The 17,848-nt window shown below is 68.5% G+C and carries 15 protein-coding genes; 4 read left to right on the forward strand and 11 right to left on the reverse strand.

Going from position 1 to position 17,848, the window contains the following annotated elements:
- Positions 1–170: 170 nt before the first annotated feature.
- Both treF and CA237_RS16385 read right to left on the reverse strand, forming a co-directional pair.
- Positions 171–1,745: an alpha,alpha-trehalase TreF gene (gene treF, locus CA237_RS16380; protein ID WP_126014849.1), complete on the reverse strand. Its 1,575-nt coding sequence runs from the start codon at positions 1,743–1,745 to the stop codon at positions 171–173.
- Between the two features lie 87 nt (positions 1,746–1,832).
- Complete coding sequence (locus CA237_RS16385) at positions 1,833–2,834, reverse strand: fumarylacetoacetate hydrolase family protein (RefSeq protein WP_126014851.1); 1,002 nt, start codon at positions 2,832–2,834, stop codon at positions 1,833–1,835.
- 122 nt (positions 2,835–2,956) lie between these two features.
- Here CA237_RS16385 and CA237_RS16390 point away from each other — a divergent pair, with 122 nt between their 5' ends.
- Positions 2,957–3,406 (forward strand): hemerythrin domain-containing protein, encoded by a 450-nt coding sequence (locus CA237_RS16390; protein WP_164523908.1) that lies wholly within the window; start codon positions 2,957–2,959, stop codon positions 3,404–3,406.
- Between the two features lie 38 nt (positions 3,407–3,444).
- Complete coding sequence (locus tag CA237_RS16395; RefSeq protein WP_126014855.1) at positions 3,445–4,734, forward strand: adenylosuccinate synthase; 1,290 nt, start codon at positions 3,445–3,447, stop codon at positions 4,732–4,734.
- Positions 4,735–4,942: 208 nt separating this feature from the next.
- On the opposite strand, the gene CA237_RS16400 is transcribed toward CA237_RS16395, so the two are convergent.
- The 6 genes from CA237_RS16400 to CA237_RS16425 form a co-directional block, all read right to left on the reverse strand.
- Positions 4,943–5,239, reverse strand: a complete 297-nt coding sequence (locus tag CA237_RS16400) for a hypothetical protein (RefSeq protein WP_126014857.1) — start codon at positions 5,237–5,239, stop codon at positions 4,943–4,945.
- A gap of 276 nt (positions 5,240–5,515) precedes the next feature.
- Complete coding sequence (gene aroC / locus CA237_RS16405) at positions 5,516–6,583, reverse strand: chorismate synthase (RefSeq protein ID WP_126014859.1); 1,068 nt, start codon at positions 6,581–6,583, stop codon at positions 5,516–5,518.
- Positions 6,580–7,095, reverse strand: coding sequence for an N-acetyltransferase (locus CA237_RS16410; RefSeq protein WP_066689710.1), 516 nt, complete (start codon positions 7,093–7,095; stop codon positions 6,580–6,582). Before CA237_RS16410 ends, aroC begins: the two co-directional genes overlap by 4 nt.
- A gap of 3 nt (positions 7,096–7,098) precedes the next feature.
- Positions 7,099–7,902, reverse strand: a complete 804-nt coding sequence (gene fabI / locus CA237_RS16415) for an enoyl-ACP reductase FabI (protein WP_126014861.1) — start codon at positions 7,900–7,902, stop codon at positions 7,099–7,101.
- Positions 7,899–8,840, reverse strand: a complete 942-nt coding sequence (locus CA237_RS16420) for a YihY/virulence factor BrkB family protein (RefSeq protein ID WP_126014863.1) — start codon at positions 8,838–8,840, stop codon at positions 7,899–7,901. Before CA237_RS16420 ends, fabI begins: the two co-directional genes overlap by 4 nt.
- 31 nt (positions 8,841–8,871) lie before the next feature.
- Positions 8,872–9,816 (reverse strand): DnaJ C-terminal domain-containing protein, encoded by a 945-nt coding sequence (locus CA237_RS16425; RefSeq protein WP_126014865.1) that lies wholly within the window; start codon positions 9,814–9,816, stop codon positions 8,872–8,874.
- Between the two features lie 158 nt (positions 9,817–9,974).
- Between CA237_RS16425 and CA237_RS16430 the strand changes: the two genes are divergently transcribed.
- Both CA237_RS16430 and CA237_RS16435 read left to right on the forward strand, forming a co-directional pair.
- Positions 9,975–10,670, forward strand: coding sequence for a DUF4197 domain-containing protein (locus CA237_RS16430; protein WP_126014867.1), 696 nt, complete (start codon positions 9,975–9,977; stop codon positions 10,668–10,670).
- A gap of 43 nt (positions 10,671–10,713) precedes the next feature.
- Positions 10,714–12,195 carry an NAD(P)/FAD-dependent oxidoreductase gene (locus CA237_RS16435; RefSeq protein ID WP_126014869.1) on the forward strand — a complete coding sequence of 494 codons (1,482 nt, stop codon included), beginning with the start codon at positions 10,714–10,716 and terminating at the stop codon, positions 12,193–12,195.
- On the opposite strand, the gene CA237_RS16440 is transcribed toward CA237_RS16435, so the two are convergent.
- Genes CA237_RS16440 through dld form a run of 3 tightly spaced genes read right to left on the reverse strand, consistent with a single transcriptional unit; the run spans position 12,181 to position 17,812 of the window.
- Entirely contained in the window at positions 12,181–15,207 is a 3,027-nt protein-coding gene (locus CA237_RS16440; protein ID WP_164523909.1) for a ligand-binding sensor domain-containing diguanylate cyclase, read from the reverse strand. The two genes, CA237_RS16435 and CA237_RS16440, sit on opposite strands and share 15 nt — an antisense overlap.
- Before the next feature lie 44 nt (positions 15,208–15,251).
- Positions 15,252–16,127 carry a BadF/BadG/BcrA/BcrD ATPase family protein gene (locus CA237_RS16445; RefSeq protein WP_126014879.1) on the reverse strand — a complete coding sequence of 292 codons (876 nt, stop codon included), beginning with the start codon at positions 16,125–16,127 and terminating at the stop codon, positions 15,252–15,254.
- Positions 16,124–17,812 carry a D-lactate dehydrogenase gene (gene dld / locus CA237_RS16450; protein ID WP_126014873.1) on the reverse strand — a complete coding sequence of 563 codons (1,689 nt, stop codon included), beginning with the start codon at positions 17,810–17,812 and terminating at the stop codon, positions 16,124–16,126. Before dld ends, CA237_RS16445 begins: the two co-directional genes overlap by 4 nt.
- Between the last annotated feature and the right edge of the window lie 36 nt (positions 17,813–17,848).

The raw sequence follows: 17,848 nt of genomic DNA on the forward strand, positions 1-17,848 counted from the left end.
CACCCCCACGCCCCACGTCACCCCGGATTTGGAGCCAGGGTCCCGCTTCCTGGCCGACAGTGTGAACTTCCGCGCAGGAAAGGTTACACTGCCAACATCCAAATTACTGAGGAAAAACGATTTTCTACTGATACCCACCCGCTACAAAATCCGACGTACCGCAACCTTCGTCAACTTCCACGCCCCCGTTCCATCAGCGCCCGCGTCACGCCGTTGGTCCACCCGAACCCGTCCTGCAGCGGATATTCACCCCCGCCGCCAGGCTTCACCTCCTCGACGTCATACTTCTCGACCAGCTTCCCCGACGCCGCATATTCGCGCTGTACCGTCGCCAGAAACCGCTGCGTGATCTTGTCCGCCAACGCGCGGTTGCCCGTCCGGTCCAGCCCGGCCACCGCGATCCATTGCAGCGGCGCCCAGCCATTGGGCTTGTCCCATTGCTGCCCGGTATCGACCCGCGTCGTCCGCAAGCCCCCCGGCGCCAGCAACTGCCGCTCGATCGTGCCCGCGACCCGCGCCGCCCGGGCGCCCGTCGTCAGCCCCACGAACAGCGGATAGGCCGTCGCCGCCGTCACCCCGTCGCGCAGCAGCCGCCGCTTGACGTCGTAATCGCCATAGCGCCCCTCGGCCTCGCTCCACAGCCAGCGCTCGATCGCCGCGCCGCGCTTCGCCGCCCGGTCGCCAAAGTCCCGCGCCGTCGCCGTATCGCCCGACGTCGCCGCCCCCTCGGCAATCGCCCGCTCCATGCCCCACAACAGGCTGTTGAGATCGGCCGGCAAGATGCTGGTCGTGTCGATCGTCGCCAGCGTCCGCCCGTCGCCCAGCCAGCGCGACGAATAGTCCCAGCCGCTCTCCGCCCCGGCGCGCAGGTCGCGATAGGTGTCGCCGACCGGTCGCCCGGCCGCCTTCGCCGTCTCGACATCCTCGCGCCACGATTCGTCGCGCGGCGTCGTCCGCGCATCCCAATAATGCTGCAACACCGCCCCGTCGGGCAGCGTCACCGACCGCTCGGGCGTGGTGAAGAACGCATATTCCCGCTTCAGCGCCGCCAGACGCCGCGCCGCCACGGCCGGATCGCGATTCTGCGACAGGCCCATCATCAGATACAGGAACGGCGGCTGCGACCGGCTGAGATAATAGGTCCGCGTCCCGTTGGGCACATGGCCATAGCGCTCGATCAGGTCGACGAACCCGTCGAGCATCGATTCGACCAGATCCTGCCGCCGATCGGCGACCAGCCCCAGCATCGTGAAATAGCTGTCCCAGTAATAAAGCTCGCGAAACCGCCCGCCGGGCACCACGAACCGGTCCTTTACCGCCAGCGCGGTCGATCCCGGCGGCGGCGTCACCGGATCGCGGGTCAGATGCGGCCACAATTCGGCGATATGCCGCTCGATCGGCAGGCGCGGGCCATGGTCGGACTCGGGCACCGGCGCCAGCCCCGGCACGTCGAAATTGGTCAGCACGAACGCCTTCAGCGCCGCATCGTCGAAATTGCCCTTGCGATAATCGGCGAGGATCGCCGCATCCGAACGCTTCGGCACGGCGTCGACGAACGTCTTTCCGTCCGGAAAGAGTCGCCGCATCTGCACCGCTTCGAACAACGGCCCGAACCGGTCGGCCGGGGTCGGCACGGCAGCGGCCGGCGTCGTCGCGACGCTCGCCACCGGACGCGGTGCCTGTGCCGTCGTACAGCCGGCCAGCAGAACCGGGATCAGCCAGCGGCAGGTTCGAACGATCGTCATGGCACCCCCGGAGTTACGATACCGTATTAAATCCCTATTGCCCCGGCCGTTCCCCCGGCCAGGCACGACCAGGGGAACGCCCAAGCCTCACGCCACCGTCTGCTCGATCACGCCGAAGATCGGGTGATGCCGGTCGTCCTCGGCCCAGATGCGCACCGTGTCGCCGCTCTCCAGGAACGGCGTCTCCGCCTTGCCGGCGCGGATTGTCTCGACCGTGCGGATCTCCGCCAGGCACGAATAGCCGACCCCGCCGTCCGCGACCGGCTTGCCCGGACCGCCGTCGCCGTCGCGGTTCGACACCGTGCCCGACCCGATGATCGTGCCGGCGCCCAGCCCGCGCGTCTTGGCGGCATGGGCGATCAGCGTGCCGAAATCGAACGTCATGTCCTCGCCCGCGTCCGCCCGCCCGAACGGCTTCCCGTTCAGGTCGACGTGCAGCTTGCGGTGGAGCTTGCCGTCCTGCCACCAGTCGCCCAGCGCATCGGGCGTCACGAACACCGGCGAGAAGGCCGATGCCGGCTTCGACTGGAAGAATCCGAACCCCTTGGCCAGTTCGCCCGGGATCAGCCCGCGCAGCGATACGTCGTTGGTCAGCCCGACCAGCCGCACCGCCGCCAGCGCCTCCTCGCGCGACGCGCCCAACGGCACATCGCCGGTCACGACCACGACCTCGCCCTCGAAATCCAGACCCCAGCTTTCCTCCCCCGCCGGAATCGGATCGCGGGGGGCCAGGAACCCGTCCGACCCGCCCTGATACATCAGCGGATCGTGCCAGAACGTCTCCGGCATCTCCGCCCCGCGCGCCTGCCGCACCAGCGCGACATGGTTCACATAGGCCGATCCGTCCGCCCATTGATACGCGCGCGGCAGCGGCGACGCGGCGTCGCGCTCGTGGAACCGCTCCTTGGGGATCACGTCATGGTCGAGGTCGGTCGCCAGGTTGCGCAGCGCGCCTTCGTGGCGGTCCCAGTCGTCCAGCGCCGCCTGCAGCGTCGGCACGATCCCGCTCGCATCCGCATACCAGGCGAGGTCGCTCGACACGACGACCAGGCGTCCGTCGCGACCGCCCTTGAGGCTGGCAAGTTTCATGCGGCACACTCTCCTCTTATGTCCTGCCCCGGTTTGCGCGCCGGAACGCACAATGTCGAGCCGGGGCGTACATGGTTCGTTAGGACGTTGTGCCACAGGGTCGATCGCCGGAGGAAATGGCGATGCAGCTCCCGCGCGAAACGCTGGTCGACGAACATGCCGAACTGACCGCCGTGATCGGCGAGCTGGTCGAACAGGCGGCACAGCGTCCGCTTCCCGCCTCCGCCGTCGCACCGCTGCGCTGGCGCCTCAGCCGCCTGCTCCTCGCGCATCTGGCGAAGGAGGACCGACTGCTCCATCCCCTGCTCCAACGGGGCGGCGACCCGGTCGCCGCCGCACTCTCCCGCCGGTTCGAAGAGGAGATGGGCGGCCTCGCCGACGCGTTCAAAGCCTATATGCACGACTGGAACGGCCAGCAGATCGCCGACGATCCCGACGGCTTCGAAACCGCGACCCGCGGGCTCGCGGCGGTGCTGGCCGACCGCATCCGGCGGGAGGAAACGCAACTCTATCGTCATATTCCGGGCGCTACGCCGCCCGCCGAGGTGGACGCGGGCGCGCTACGGGCCTAGTGCAGCGCCGATACCGGCATGCATGAGGGTTACAGGACGTGGCGAACGTAGCGGTGATCGGCGCCCAGTGGGGCGACGAGGGCAAGGGAAAGATCGTCGACTGGCTGGCGGAGCGCGCCGACATGGTCGTGCGGTTCCAGGGCGGCCATAATGCCGGCCATACGCTGGTCGTCGGCGGCACCACCTACAAGCTGTCGCTGCTCCCCTCGGGCATCGTGCGCGGCACCCCTTCGATCGTCGGCAACGGCGTCGTGCTCGATCCCTGGGCGCTGAAGGCGGAGGTCGAGCGCCTGCGCGAGCAGGGCGTCTCGGTCACCCCCGATACGCTGATGATCGCCGAGACCTGCGCGCTGATCCTCCCCTTCCACCGCGATCTCGACGGCCTGCGCGAAGACGCCAGCGGCGCCGGCAAGATCGGCACCACCCGTCGCGGCATCGGCCCGGCGTACGAGGACAAGGTCGGCCGCCGCGCGATCCGCGTCTGCGACCTCGCCCATCTCGACGATCTCGGCCCGCAGCTCGATCGCCTGACCGCGCATCACGACGCGCTGCGCGCCGGCTTCAACGAACCCGCGATCGACCGCGAGGGCCTGATCGCCGAACTGCGCGAGATCGCCGACTTCGTCCTGCCCTATGCCCAGCCGGTGTGGCGTGTGCTGGCGCAGGCCAAGGCGAAGGGTCAGCGGATCCTGTTCGAAGGCGCGCAAGGCGTGCTGCTCGACATCGACCACGGCACCTATCCGTTCGTCACCTCGTCCAACACCATCGCCGGCACCGCGGCGGGCGGTTCGGGCATGGGCCCGGGCGCGGTCGGCTTCGTGCTGGGCATCGCCAAGGCCTATACCACCCGCGTCGGCTCCGGCCCGTTCCCGACCGAGCTGGAGAACGAAACCGGCGAGCGGCTCGGCGTGCGCGGCCATGAATTCGGCACCGTCACCGGCCGCAAGCGCCGCTGCGGCTGGTTCGACAGCGTGCTGGTGCGGCAGGCGGCGGCGGTCGGCGGCATCACCGGCATCGCGCTGACCAAGATCGACGTGCTCGACGGGTTCGAGGAAGTGGCGATCTGCACCGGCTATCGGTTGGGCGACCAGGTGCTCGACTATTATCCCGCCCACGCCGCCGATCAGGCGAAGGTCGAGCCGATCTACGAAACCATGCCGGGCTGGTCGGAATCGACGGCGGGTGCGCGCAGCTGGGCCGAACTGCCGGCGCAGGCGATCAAGTACATCCGCCGTATCGAGGAATTGATCCAATGCCCGGTGACGCTGGTATCGACCAGCCCCGAGCGCGACGACACGATCCTGGTCCGCGACCCATTCGCGGACTGAAGCTCGAACTTACCAATCAACCCCGTTTGCTTCGAGCGCAGGTTCGAGCCTGTCGAGAACCAAAGTCGAGAAGGGTTTTCCCCGGCGGCAAGTTCTCGACGGGCGCTTCTCGACAAGCTCGAAGCTGCTCGAACCCAACGGTAGCGAATAGAACAACAAAAAAGGCCCGCCCGGATCGCTCCGGGCGGGCCTTTTTGCATCGACCGCGTTACTGCGGCGTGCCGGTCGGCGGCGGCGTGGTCGTCGACGGATCGCCGGTGGTGGTGGTCGTCGTATCGTCCGTCGTGTCGGTCTTCGACTCGCCGGGCTTGGCCGGATCGGTCGGGGCATCGACCGGGTTGGTCGGGCCGGTCGTCTGCGGTGCCGGCTGGGTGGGACGCATCGGGTCGGGGGTGCCCTGCGTCGTCGTCGGCGACGTCGGCTGAGTCTGGGTCGGCGACACCTGCGCGACGGCCGCGGTCGAACCGCACAGGATCAGCAAGCTCGTGACAATGGTCTTGCGCATTGAAATTCTCCTTGCATCAAGCAAGGGTTTCAATGCGTTACCCCACCGAAAGGGTCCAGCGCCGCGAAACGGCTCATCGCCCGATCCGGGCAGAACGCGGACGGGCCGTGGCGAGGAAGCGGTCGATTGTGGCAGAAATCTGTCCCGAATCGCGTGCCGACACACCGGCAGGCAGGCACGAGCGACGTTTTTGGTGGCGACCGATTCCCGCGGTCACGCTTCCCCGCCGCCGCCGCGATGCTCCTGCTGCACGACCGGTTCGGCGACCTTCCGGCGTCAGCCCACCTGCCCGCGATGGCGCAGCTTCTGGTCGGCCAGCACCAGCGAGACCATCGCCTCGACCACCGGCACACCGCGAATACCGACACAGGGATCGTGCCGGCCCTTGGTCGCGATCGTCGTCGCCTGTCCGTCCGGTCCGATCGTCTCGACCGGGGTCAGGATCGAACTGGTCGGCTTGAACGCTACCCGCAGCGTCACCGGCTGCCCCGTCGAGATGCCGCCGGCAATCCCGCCCGCATGGTTGGCGAGGAACTCGGGGCCATCCGCGCCCGGCCGCATCGGATCGGCATTCGCCTCACCCGAAAGCGCCGCCGCTGTAAAGCCGTCGCCGATCTCGACCCCCTTCACTGCGTTGATCGACATGGCGGCACTGGCCAGTTCGGCATCCAGCTTGGCATAGAGCGGCGCCCCCCAGCCCGCCGGCACGCCCTCGGCGCGACAAGCGACGACCGCGCCCAGCGACGAGCCGGCCTTGCGCGCGCCGTCGACCAACGCTTCCCAGCGCGCTGCCGCCGCCGCATCGGGGCAGAAGAACGGGTTGCGCCCGATCTCAGCGACATCGAACGCCGCCGGATCGATCGCATCGCCACCGATCGATTCGACCCAGGCGGTGATCGTCACCTCCGGGATCACCAGCCGCGCGACCGCGCCCGCCGCGACCCGCGCCGCCGTCTCGCGCGCCGACGACCGCCCGCCGCCGCGATAGTCGCGAAAGCCGTACTTCGCGTCATAGGCATAGTCGGCATGGCCGGGGCGATAGGCCTTGGCGACCTCCGAATAATCCTTCGACCGCTGGTCGACATTCTCGATCATCAGGCTGATCGGCGTGCCCGTAGTCCGCCCGTCGAACACCCCCGACAGGATGCGCACCGCATCCGGCTCGCGCCGCTGCGTCGTGAAACGGCTGGTCCCTGGCCGCCGTGCGTCGAGAAACGGCTGGATGTCCGCCTCGCTCAGGGGCAGGCCCGGCGGGCACCCGTCGACCACCGCGCCCAGTGCCGGGCCATGGCTCTCGCCCCATGTCGTGAAGCGGAACAGATGACCGAAGCTATTGTGGCTCATGCGTCTTCCCCCAACGCCGCAAAGGCGCGGGCATGGGCGGCCGCGCCGGGTGTGTGGACGCACGGTCCGTCGTTCAGGCGAATGCCCATGAAATGCTCGCCGGCATAGGGGCTGTCGAACCCGCGCGCCGTTGCCGCCTCGAACCCGAAGCGGCCATAATAAGCCGGATCGCCCAGCACGAACGCCAGCTCGACCCGTGCGCTGCGCAGATGCGCGATGGCAGCGGCGACCAGCGCTTCGCCGACGCCCTGCCCCCGTGCCGCCCTCGCCACCGCCAGCGGTGCCAACGCGACCGCTGCGATCTCGCGCGTGTCGGCCGTTACCTGCATCCGGCTGGCCGCGATCATGCCGACTACCACGCCCGCATCCTCGGCGACCAGCACCAGCACGAGATCGCCATCGATCGCCAGTTGCTGGACCAGCCGCGCCTCCGCGTCGCGCGGGAAACAGGCGCGCAGCAGGCTATCGACCGCCGGCGCGTCCGCACCGGTCGCCGCGCGGATGATGCTCATCGCTTACGACAGCGCGATGTCGGGCGCGTCCTCGGCCTTCATGCCGATGACGTTGTAGCCGGCGTCGACATGATGGATCTCGCCGGTCACGCCGCTCGACAGGTCGCTCAGCAGATACAGCCCCGCCCCGCCGACATCGTCGATCGTGACGTTGCGGCGCAGCGGCGAGTTCAGCTCGTTCCACTTCAGGATATAGCGGAAATCGCCGATGCCGCTGGCGGCCAGCGTCTTGATCGGACCCGCCGAAATCGCGTTCACCCGGATATTTTCCGGCCCCATGTCCATCGCCAGATACTTGACCGACATGTCGAGCGCCGCCTTCGCCACGCCCATCACATTATAATGCGGAACGACCTTTTCCGACCCGTAATAGGTCAGCGTCAGCAACGAACCGCCATTGGGCATCAGCGCCCGAGCGCGCTTGGCGACTGCGGTGAACGAATAGACGCTGATGTTCATCGTCATCAGGAAATTGTCGAGGCTGGTGTCGTAATAACGGCCACGCAGTTCGTTCTTGTCCGAAAAGCCGATGGCGTGGACCACGAAATCGATCGTCGCCCACCGAGCAGCGATCGTGTCGAACGCGGCGTCCAGCGCGCCCATGTCCGACACGTCGCATTCGATCAGGAAGTCGGCGCCCAGCTCGGTCGCCAGCGGACGCACGCGCCGTTCGAGCGCCTCGCCCTGATAGGTGAAGGCCAGCTCTGCGCCCTGCGCGGCGAGCTGCTTGGCGATGCCCCAGGCCATCGACCGATCGTTGGCGAGGCCCATGATGACCCCCCGCTTGCCCTGCATCAAACCGTTCACGCGACTGTCCCTTTTTCGTCTGTTGCCGCACCCTCTAGCGCAGGGTCGGGTGTTTCCGCCAGCGCCGCGTTCAATTCGCCGCCGATCACCACGCCCAGGCCGACGATGTAGAAGAAAAACAGCGCGATCATCACACCGGCCAGGCTGCCATAGGTGCGGTCATATCCGCCCAGCGCATCGATCGCGAGCGGGAGGAGCTGCGTCGTGCCGATCCACACCGTCGCCGTCGCCACCGCTCCGGGCCATTTCGGGCAGTTGGAATTGCGGTATTTCTTGGGGCTGAGCGAATAGAACAGCGTGTAGAGCGCGATGAACAGCGCCAGCGCCGGAAACAGCTTCGCGATCGACAGATAGGCTGCATAGGGCTGCAGGAACGGAAGCAGGCGATAGATGACCTGCTCGACGCCGACCAGCACGACCTGAAGGCTGAACGCGATCATCAGCATCACCACCGACCCGACGATCAGCCCGATCGACCCCAGTCGATATTCCCAAAAGGGTCGCGAGAACGGGATGCCATAGGCCTGCCGCAGGATCGACCGCACCGTTTCGATGAAGCCGGTCGTGGTCCACAGACCCACCAGCGCACCCAGCCACAGCAGCGACCCCGATCGCGCCTGCAACACGTCGAGGATCGGTTGCTGCAACACGGTCGCCACTTCGGGCGGCACGGTCTGCAGGAACGCCGTCACCGCATGGATGCTGTCGCCGCTGCGCCCGACCGCCCGCGCGATCGCCGCCGCGACGATGAAGAACGGGAACAGCGTCAGCAGCGACAGATAGGCAAGGTTGCCGGCATGGGTGAAGCCGTCGTTGAACGTACCGATCGCGACACGCTTCGTCACCTCGATCGCGCGCGCAGACGGGCGCAGCCGCGCAAGCGACGGGCGCCCGTGACGGTGCCGGGCCTCGGGGCTGGTCGGGGACGGCTCGGTCATGCAGTTCGTTTCGAATGGTTTCGCAGGCGGATCAAACGCCCAGCTTCGCCCTCGGGTCCGTATTCGCGCCGCTCCACCCCTCGACGAAGCGCGTCAGGTCGGCATCATCGGCGGGAAGGTCGACCATCAGCGTCACCAGCTGGTCGCCGCGCGTCCCGTCCTTGCGATGGAATCCGCGCCCTTTCAGGCGAAGCGTCTTGCCCGACGTCGCCCCCTTGGGCACGCTCAGCATCACCGCGCCGTCGACGGTCGGCACGCGGACCTTGCCGCCCAGCACCGCCTCGGCCAGGTTGATCGGCAGGTCGACGCGCACATCGTCGCCGTCGCGGGTATAGAAACGGTGCGGCTGCACCTCGACCGTCACGATCGCGTCGCCCGCACCGCCCGGCCCCGGATCGCCCTTGCCCGACAGGCGCATCTGCGTGCCGGTATCGACACCCGCCGGCAGTTTCAGGTCGATGGTCTTGCCATCGGCCAGCGTGATGCGCTGCGGGCTGAGCGTCGCAGCATCCTCGAATGGCACCTTCAATCGATAGGCAACATTGCCGCCCTTGGGCTGGGCGCGCCGCCCGAACCCGCTGGCGAAGCCGCCACCGGCGCCTCCGGCCCGGCCGCCGAACAGTCCTTCGAAAATGTCCGAAAAGTCGCCGCCCTGCCCTTCCGGTCCCATGTCGAACCCGCCGCGCCCGCCCGGTCCGGGGCGAAAGCCGCCGGCGCCGCCACCGCCGGTGCCAAAGCCGAAGGGCGAGGTCGGATTGCCGTCGCCGTCGATCTCGCCCCGGTCGAACCGCGCGCGCTTGTCCTTGTCGGTCAGCAGGTCATAGGCCTGCGTGACTTTGGTGAAGCGGTCCGACGCGGCCTTGTTGTCCTTGTTCCGGTCCGGGTGCAGCTCCTTGGCGAGCTTGCGATACGCCTTCTTGATATCTGCTTCGGTCGCGCCGCGCGCGACACCCAGGGTTGCATAGGGATCAGCCATGCTCCGGTAGCTAGGGCGCGCCGCGCGGCTCGGCAATGGGTTGCGCGGCCGAAACGGAAGCAAAACGAAGCGCGGTTCAACGTCGGTTCACGGCAGACACGGCACCGGGAGCCATCGCCTGCGTTGGCAGCGCAACATTCGTTCCGGAGAAGCCCGTCATGATCCATGCCTCGCTGTCGCCCCAAATTTCACGCCGCGGCATCCTCGGTGCCGCCGCTTTGGTCCTCCCGGTCGCCGTGCTCGGCGGCTGTGCCACGCCGCTTGGCAGCTATGGCGTCGAGGAAGGCGTCCGGCGCCTGCTGACCCTGTCCAGCCAGCGGGCGTTCGACCGGCTGCTGCGGCCCGGCGGCTTCTATGACGATCAGCTGACCCGCCTGACCCTGCCGGAGACCGCCGGACAGAACAATGTACTGGCAGCGGTGCTGCGGACGAACGCGGTGCGTGGCCGCATCGCCATGGCGCTGAATGACATCGCGGTCGATGCCGCCGACCGTGCGACGCCGATCGTGCTCGATTCGATCCGTGGCCTTACGCTGGCCGACGCCGTCGCCGTGCTGCGCGGCGGCCCGACCGCCGCCACCGACCTGCTGGCGCAATCGGCACGCGGCGCGGTGATCGAGGCGATGTTCCCCGAATTTTCGAACGGCCTGCGGTCGGACGCGACCGAAATCCTCTCGGCGATCGTCACCGCGCAGACCGGCATCGACTATACCGCCATCGCCCGCAGCGCCGCCGATCAGGCCGGCAACGCCATCTTCCGCGCGATCGGCCGCGAGGAGGCCGCGATCCGCGCCGATCCGCGCCGCACCGGCGATCCGGTGCTGACCGCGCTGCTGCTCGGCACGCGCGGCTGACGCCGGGCTTGGCAAGGACGCCGGCACGGCCGATATCCCGGCCATGGCGATCCCTGTCGAACCCGAACTCGATGTCGCGATCATCGGTGCCGGCCTGTCCGGCATCGATGCCGCATGGCACCTGCAACGGCGCTGCCCCGACCGCCGCTACGCGATCTTCGAGGCGCGCGACGCGATCGGCGGGACGTGGGACCTGTTCCGCTATCCCGGCGTCCGGTCGGATTCCGACATGCATACGCTGGGCTTTCCGTTCCGTCCGTGGCGCGGGGACAAGGCGATCGCCGATGGCGGTGACATTCGCGATTATATCGAAGATACCGCGCGCAGCTTCGGCATCGACCGCCACATCCGCTTTCACCACCGCATCGTCCGTGCCGAATGGTCGTCGCAAACCGCGCGCTGGACGCTGACCGTCGAGGTCGACGGCGCGGTGTCGACCGTCACCTGCCGGTTCCTGTTCATGGGCTGCGGCTATTACGACTATGCCAGCGGCCATGCCCCGGATTTTCCGGGACAGGCGGAGTTTGCCGGACGCATCGTCCATCCCCAGCACTGGCCGCAGGGCCTCGACGTCGCCGGCAAGCGCGTGGCGGTGATCGGCAGCGGCGCGACGGCGGTGACGCTGGTCCCTGCGCTGGCCGCACGCGGCGCGCAGGTGACGATGGTGCAGCGCTCGCCCAGTCACATCGTGTCGCAACCTTCGCGGGATCGCGTCGCGCATCTTCTCTACCGCCTGCTGCCGGAACCGGTCGCGGGACGCCTTGCCCGGTGGAAAAGCGCCGCGCTGGGTCTCGCCGCCTTTCAGTTCGCCCGCAGATTCCCGCGCCGGATGGAGGCGTTCATCCTGAAGGGCGTCCGCCGCGAGCTGCCTGACCTGCCCGATGTCGATCGCCATTTCACCCCGCGCTACGATCCGTGGGACCAGCGGCTGTGCCTGGTGCCGGACGCCGACCTGTTCACCGCGCTGCGCGACGGATCGGCCAGCATCCGCACCGATGCGATCCGCCGCTTCACCCCCACCGGCATCGAGCTGGCATCGGGCGGCCATGTCGATGCCGATATCATCGTCACCGCGACGGGGCTGAAGCTGCATTTGCTGGGCGGCATCGCGCTCACCATCGACAGCGTGCCGTTCGTCCCCGCCGACCATCTCATCTATCGCGGCATGATGGCCTCGGGCGTGCCGAACATGGTGCTGGCACTCGGCTATACCAACGCGTCGTGGACGCTGAAGATCGACCTGGTGGCGCGTCGCATGTGCCGCATGCTGAACCATATGCGACGGCATGGCTACGACATCTGCCTACCCGCACCGCCCGGACCGGACGTGGAACGCCGCCCGCTGCTCGATTTCAGTTCGGGTTACGTCACCCGTGCGGCCAGCATCACCCCGGCGCAGGGGTCGCGCACGCCGTGGCGGCTGCACCAGAATTACTTTCTCGACTATATGACGCTCGGCTTCGGCAAGATCGGCGACGGCGTCCTGCGCATCGCCCGCGCAGGCGATGCGTCAGCGCGCGGCTGACGCGTCGACTTCCGCCCCGTCGTCCAGCACGACCCGGTCGCGCCCTGCGCGCTTCGCGCGGTACAACGCCAGGTCGGCGCGGTGCAGCAGTTCGGCCGGCGACGTGTCGCCCGTCGCCACCGCAATCCCGCCGCTGACCGTCACCCGCACCGCAATCCCGTTCGCGACGATCGGGTCGGCGGCGACGGCGGCGCGCACCCGCTCGCTGGTGTCCAGCGCTTCTTCGGGCGAAATGTCGGCGAACAGGATCGCAATCTCCTCCCCGCCATAGCGCGCCACCGAATCGACCGCGCGCACCGACGCGGCGATCCGCGTCGCGACCGCCTCGATCACCATGTCGCCGACCTGATGCCCGTGCGCGTCGTTGATCCGCTTGAACCGGTCGATATCGAGCATCGCGACGACATAATGCCCGCCCGAGCGCAACGCCGTTTCGCGCGCCGCCTCCAGCATCGCGATCATCGTCCGCCGGTTGGCAAGGCCGGTCAGCGGGTCGGTGCCGGCCAGCCGTTCCAGCCGGGCATTGGCCGCGCGCAGCTCCCGCGTCCGCTGCTCGACCACAGTCTCCAGCGCGCGCGTCCGGCGGCGCAGCACGACCGTGCGCAGCTGCACGATGCCGAACACCACCAGCACCGCCACCAGCAGCAGCGCGGCGCGCACCACCCAGCGTTCATGCCATGCCTGCGCCACCACCAGGCTCACCCGGCCGGTGACCACGCGCGGGTGCACCCCCGGAATCTGCGCCTGCAGTTCGAGGATGTAGGTGCCGCCGGGCAGGTTGGTGTAGATCGCCGTCGCCGGGCTGGCGGGGGGAATCGCGACCCAGTCGGCGTCGAACCCGCGCAGGCGGTAGCGATAGCGTATCTCCTCCGGCGCGGCATAATCGCTCAACGCAAAGGCGATGCGGATGCCGTGCCCGTCGGCATGGATGGTGCGGTCGCGCCCCAACGGGTCGAAGGGAACGACACGGCCATTCTCCTCGATCTCGCTCAGCGTCAGCGGCGGCGTGGCGGTCGGATGCGCGGCGAGCAGCCGGTCGGGCCGCAGCACCATCAGCCCCCCGGTTCCCCCGAACAGCAGGTCGCCGGTGCGGGTGATCGCCGAGACGCGCTGGCTGAACGAGTTGGCGGTCAGCCCGTCGCGGCGGCTGACCGTCAGCACGCTTTCGTGGCGCGGATCGATCACCGAAATCCCGCTGGCCCCGGTGGCCCATAGCCGCCCCGCGCGGTCGATCTGCACCGCCGCGACATTGTCGTTGGCGAGGCCGCGTGCCTCGGTGATCGCGTGGAACCGCCAGTCGTCTCCGACGCGCTTGCCCCGGGCGACCCCGCCATAGGTGCCCACCCACAGCGCATCGCCCGCCGCCACGATCGATCCGGTATAGTTTTGCGGCAGGCTGGTCGGATCGGCGGGATCGTTGCGATAGGTCGCGAAGCGGCCGCTCGCCGGATCGAACCGGTTGATCCCGCGCGGGGTCGCGATCCAGACGCCGCCGCCGCGTGCCGCGACGATATTGATGACTTCGTTGTTGGCGAGCGACGCGTCATTCCCCGGCACATGGCGATAGCGGCGGACCTTGCCGCTACGTTCGTCACGGACGAACAACCCGCGATAGGTCCCGATCAACAGGCGATGGTCGATCCGCAGCATCGAAATGACCGGCAAGTCGCCCAGCTCGGGCAGCGGCAGCGCCCGTTCGGTCAGCGTATCCGGATCGATCATCACGACCCCGCGGCCGCCGGCCAAAATCGTGCCGTCGGGGCGTTCGGCGAACGCCTTGATATCCTGCCCGGCATGGTTGCCGTCCAGCCGCAGGTGGCGGACCACCCCCTGCATGCGGTCGACCATGTCAATCATCCCGTTGCTCATGCCGACCCAGATGCGGTCGCGGCGGTCGACCATCACCCCGCTGACCGTGCGATCGGCCAGCGAATGGCGCGGATCGGGCATGGCGTTGCCGATGGTCAGGATCGCTTCGGGTGCCGGGTCGGTATGCGACGCGCCGACCTCGGTCGCCGCCCATAACCGCCCCGTCCGGTCGATATGCAGGTCGCGTACGGTATCCCCCGACAGCGACCCGCGATTGGCCTGGAGGTTGCGGATCGATCGAACGGCAAGGCCGCCCTCGGTTGCGATGCGCAGCACGCCGACGCCATCGGTCCCGGCCCACACCACGCCGTTCGGCCCGGTGGCGAAGGTGCGGACGGTACGGTGTGCGATCAACGGCGACGCGCCCGCCAGCGCCGCTGGCTGGATGACGCGGCCACCCGCCAACTGCACGAAGATGCCGTGCGATCCGGTGCCGATCCACAACCGCCCCATCCGGTCGCGGGCGATCGCCCAGACGTCGCCGATATCCGGGGTCGCCACCGCCACGAAGCGGGCCGCGCCGCGTCGCCGGACGAACAGCCCATGGTCGCCACCGGCATAGAGCGTCCCGTCGGGATCGCGATGCACCGCGAACGCGCCCTCGGCCAGCGCATCGCCCTGGCTGGTCACCGGTGCGATCCGGTCGTGCCGGGCATCGTAATGGAACACGCCCCGGTCCGACGCGACATAGGCACCGTCCTGTCCGTCGGACACGATCGACATGATGCGTGTTCCAACGCCCACCCCGGTCGCCCCGCCGATCGCGACGAAGCCGTTCGAGCCCGGGTCGTACCGGACCATTCCGCCGACATTGGTGCCGACCAGCACCGCGCCATGCGGCAGCGCCAGCAGCGAACGGATGTAATTGTCGGGAACGCCACCAGTCCGCCCGATAGTCTGGCGGAATACCTTCAGCCGCTGCCCGTCATAGCGCGCCAGCCCGCCGCGCGTGCCGATCCACATCAACCCGTCGCTGCTCTGGACGATGGCGGTGGTCGTCGAATGCGGCAGTCCGGCGCTGCCGTCCAGCGTCTGGAACCATGGCGTGCGCCAGGCCGCCCAACCGTCCGCGACCGCCGACGCGCGCGCCATGGCAGGCAGCACGCCCGCCATCAGCAGGATCAGAAGGGCCAGACGTCGCATCGACATTGTAATGAAGGATTGCGACGAGTCTGGTTTAAACGTCCTTAACGCAGTTCGTCGCTCGACCGCGATTCAAGGCCGGCCAGCCGCACCGCACCGTCCAGCGGATCGCCCATCGGCGGACACAGATGCGCGACGGTCCGCACGCGCAGCCAGGGTTGCAGCCGCGGCGCCAGCCCGCCGACCAGTGTGCAGCGCGTCACCCCGCGGGCGACGAGGGTTTCGATGAACCGCTCGACATGGCCCGCCGCATCCTCGACGATCGACCGGGCGATGGGATCGTCCGCATCGGCATGGTCCATCACGATCGGCGCCAGCGCCCCGTAATCGCGCGGCCCCGCGGTGGCCATCCACGCCACCGCCTTCAGCACGTCATGGTCGAACAGCGCCGCCACCGCATCGGCCAGCGGCGTATGCCGTGTCCGCCCGTCGAGTGCACGCAGCGCATGGCGCACCGCACTCAGCCCCAGCGCCGCGCCGCTCCCCTCGTCCGACACCGGAAAACCGTACCCGCCCAGCGCGACCTCCTGCCCGTCGATGCGCAGCAGCGCCGCGCTGCCGGTGCCGAGGATCAGGATCGCGCCATCGCCGCCACCATGCGCGCCCAGATGCGCGATCTGCGCATCGCTCGCCAGCACGACCCCAGCGACACCGAAGTCGGTCGCCTCCAGCGCGGCGCGGATTCCCGGCCGGCGAATGCCCGCAATCCCCATGCCGACGCGGACCGTCGCTCTCTCCGCCGGAAACAGCTTCACGGTTGCCTGCGCGATCACATCGGTCAGCACCGCCCGCAGCGGATCGACCCCGATCCCGGCATTGGCTGCGCCCGCCTGCCCGGTGCCGACCTCCCGCCCGGAGGCGTTGACGAGTCGCGCCCGGCAGTTGCTGCCGCCGGCATCGATGCCCAGAAAGAAGCTCATGCTTCCCATGCCCGCGCCTTGAGCGTGTGCCCGATCCCCGGATTCAGCTGGTTGCGCGGATCGAGCTTGCGGTAAAATCCGGCCAGTTCTGGCTTCGCATTATAGAGATGCCCGACATTATGCTCGGCCGGATATTGCGCGCCCACCGCATCCAGCCGCTTCCACAGCGCATGTTCGAACGCCAGCGGGTCGACGCCTTTGCGCACGATATAGTCGCGGTGGAACACGTGGCAGAAGAAATGCCCGTAATATAGCGTGTCGACCACCTGCCCGCCCAGATCGTCCGGCAAAACTTCGGCCCAGTCGCGGCTGTTGCGCGGCAGTGCGACGTCGAGCGCGACGATATCCTCGACCGTATCGCCATGGACCGCGCGATAGCGCACCGCCGCGCCTGCCGCGACGAAGCGGTGCAGGAACGCCTTGGTGGCTTCGTCGGCCGAACATTCGAACCAGCCACCGGGCAGCAGCGTGTCGAGCAGCGAGGCGGTCGCCGCCGCATCGCCGCGCGGCATCTTCAGCAGCAGATGATGTTCGAACCGGTCGCGAAATGCGCGCATTCGTGGTGGCAGATGATCGCCCAGCAACGCGCCGGCCCGCTGCAACACCCGGTCGCTCAGATTGCGTACGAAGCGCTCGGTCACGCCATCGACCCACGCCTTCGCCGCGAACAGCCGCGGCAAGCGGTCGGTGCCCAGCCGCTCGATCGCGCGGAACGTGTCGCGGCCATAGCGGTCGGCGATATCGAACGCCCCGCGATGCATATATTCGCCCGCGATCGGCAGCTCGGCGAAATCGCGCAGCATCGTCCGGCGCAGCTCGGTCAAGCGGTCGGGATCGTCGGTCCCGATATAGAAGGTGACCGTCTCGTCCTCCTTCGCGAAGGTGTCGAGCCGCACTGCAAACACGATCAGCTTGCCCGCACTCCCTGCCGCCTCGAACAGGCAGCGCGGATCGGCATTGAACCTCGCCGGCACGTCGCTGTCGATATCACGGACATGGGTGACGTAACGATGGTCGTGCGCCGGCTTGTCCGTCGCCGGATCGACATCGGCCGCTGCAAAATCCCCCCGGTCCAACCGGTCGAGGATCGCCTCCGGATCGTCGCCCAGCGCGATCCCCAGATGGTTGACCAGCCGCAGCGCTCCGTCGGCGCCGACACTGCCGAACAGCGCCAGTTCGGTATAGGCCGGCCCGCGCCGGATCAGCGACCCGCCCGAATTGTTGCAAACCCCGCCGACCACCGACGCGCCCAGGCACGACGACCCGATCACCGAATGCGGCTCGCGCCCCAAGGGCCGCAACGCCGCCTCCAGCGCATAGAGCGTCGTCCCCGGCAGGCACACGACCTGCTCGCCACCGCGAAGCAGGTGCAACCGGTCGAGCCGCATCGTGCTGATGATCACCAGCCCGCCGGGATAGTCGTCGCCATCGGGCGTCGACCCGCCGGTCAGCCCGGTGTTCGACGCCTGCATCAGGATCGACACATCGGCGCCAACGCACGCCTGCGCCACCCGCCACAGTTCGACCAGCGACCCCGGCCGCACCACTGCGATCGCCGCCCCCTCGCCAGTGCGATACCCCCGCCGGAACCGCGCGGTCCGGCGCGGGTCAGTCAGCACGTGGCGGCGCCCGACGGCCTTGCGCAGGGTGGCGATCAGTTGCTCGGTTGCTAGGCCGCTCGTCATACCATCCCGTCTGCCGCCATCCTCAACTCGCACTCA

Origin of the sequence: Sphingomonas sp. ABOLH (assembly GCF_003951715.1) — a bacterium.
In the GTDB taxonomy this organism is placed as follows: domain Bacteria; phylum Pseudomonadota; class Alphaproteobacteria; order Sphingomonadales; family Sphingomonadaceae; genus Sphingomonas; species Sphingomonas hankookensis_A.

What these genes read in the sequence shown, in the direction of transcription:
- treF (WP_126014849.1), bottom strand. Translation starts at nt 1,745, where the DNA reads ATGACGATCGTTCGAACCTGCCGCTGGCTGATCCCGGTTCTGCTGGCC.
- CA237_RS16385 (WP_126014851.1), bottom strand. Translation starts at nt 2,834, where the DNA reads ATGAAACTTGCCAGCCTCAAGGGCGGTCGCGACGGACGCCTGGTCGTC.
- CA237_RS16390 (WP_164523908.1), top strand. Translation starts at nt 2,957, where the DNA reads ATGCAGCTCCCGCGCGAAACGCTGGTCGACGAACATGCCGAACTGACC.
- CA237_RS16400 (WP_126014857.1), bottom strand. Translation starts at nt 5,239, where the DNA reads ATGCGCAAGACCATTGTCACGAGCTTGCTGATCCTGTGCGGTTCGACC.
- aroC (WP_126014859.1), bottom strand. Translation starts at nt 6,583, where the DNA reads ATGAGCCACAATAGCTTCGGTCATCTGTTCCGCTTCACGACATGGGGC.
- CA237_RS16410 (WP_066689710.1), bottom strand. Translation starts at nt 7,095, where the DNA reads ATGAGCATCATCCGCGCGGCGACCGGTGCGGACGCGCCGGCGGTCGAT.
- CA237_RS16420 (WP_126014863.1), bottom strand. Translation starts at nt 8,840, where the DNA reads ATGACCGAGCCGTCCCCGACCAGCCCCGAGGCCCGGCACCGTCACGGG.
- CA237_RS16425 (WP_126014865.1), bottom strand. Translation starts at nt 9,816, where the DNA reads ATGGCTGATCCCTATGCAACCCTGGGTGTCGCGCGCGGCGCGACCGAA.
- CA237_RS16430 (WP_126014867.1), top strand. Translation starts at nt 9,975, where the DNA reads ATGATCCATGCCTCGCTGTCGCCCCAAATTTCACGCCGCGGCATCCTC.
- CA237_RS16435 (WP_126014869.1), top strand. Translation starts at nt 10,714, where the DNA reads ATGGCGATCCCTGTCGAACCCGAACTCGATGTCGCGATCATCGGTGCC.
- CA237_RS16440 (WP_164523909.1), bottom strand. Translation starts at nt 15,207, where the DNA reads ATGCGACGTCTGGCCCTTCTGATCCTGCTGATGGCGGGCGTGCTGCCT.
- CA237_RS16445 (WP_126014879.1), bottom strand. Translation starts at nt 16,127, where the DNA reads ATGAGCTTCTTTCTGGGCATCGATGCCGGCGGCAGCAACTGCCGGGCG.
- dld (WP_126014873.1), bottom strand. Translation starts at nt 17,812, where the DNA reads ATGACGAGCGGCCTAGCAACCGAGCAACTGATCGCCACCCTGCGCAAG.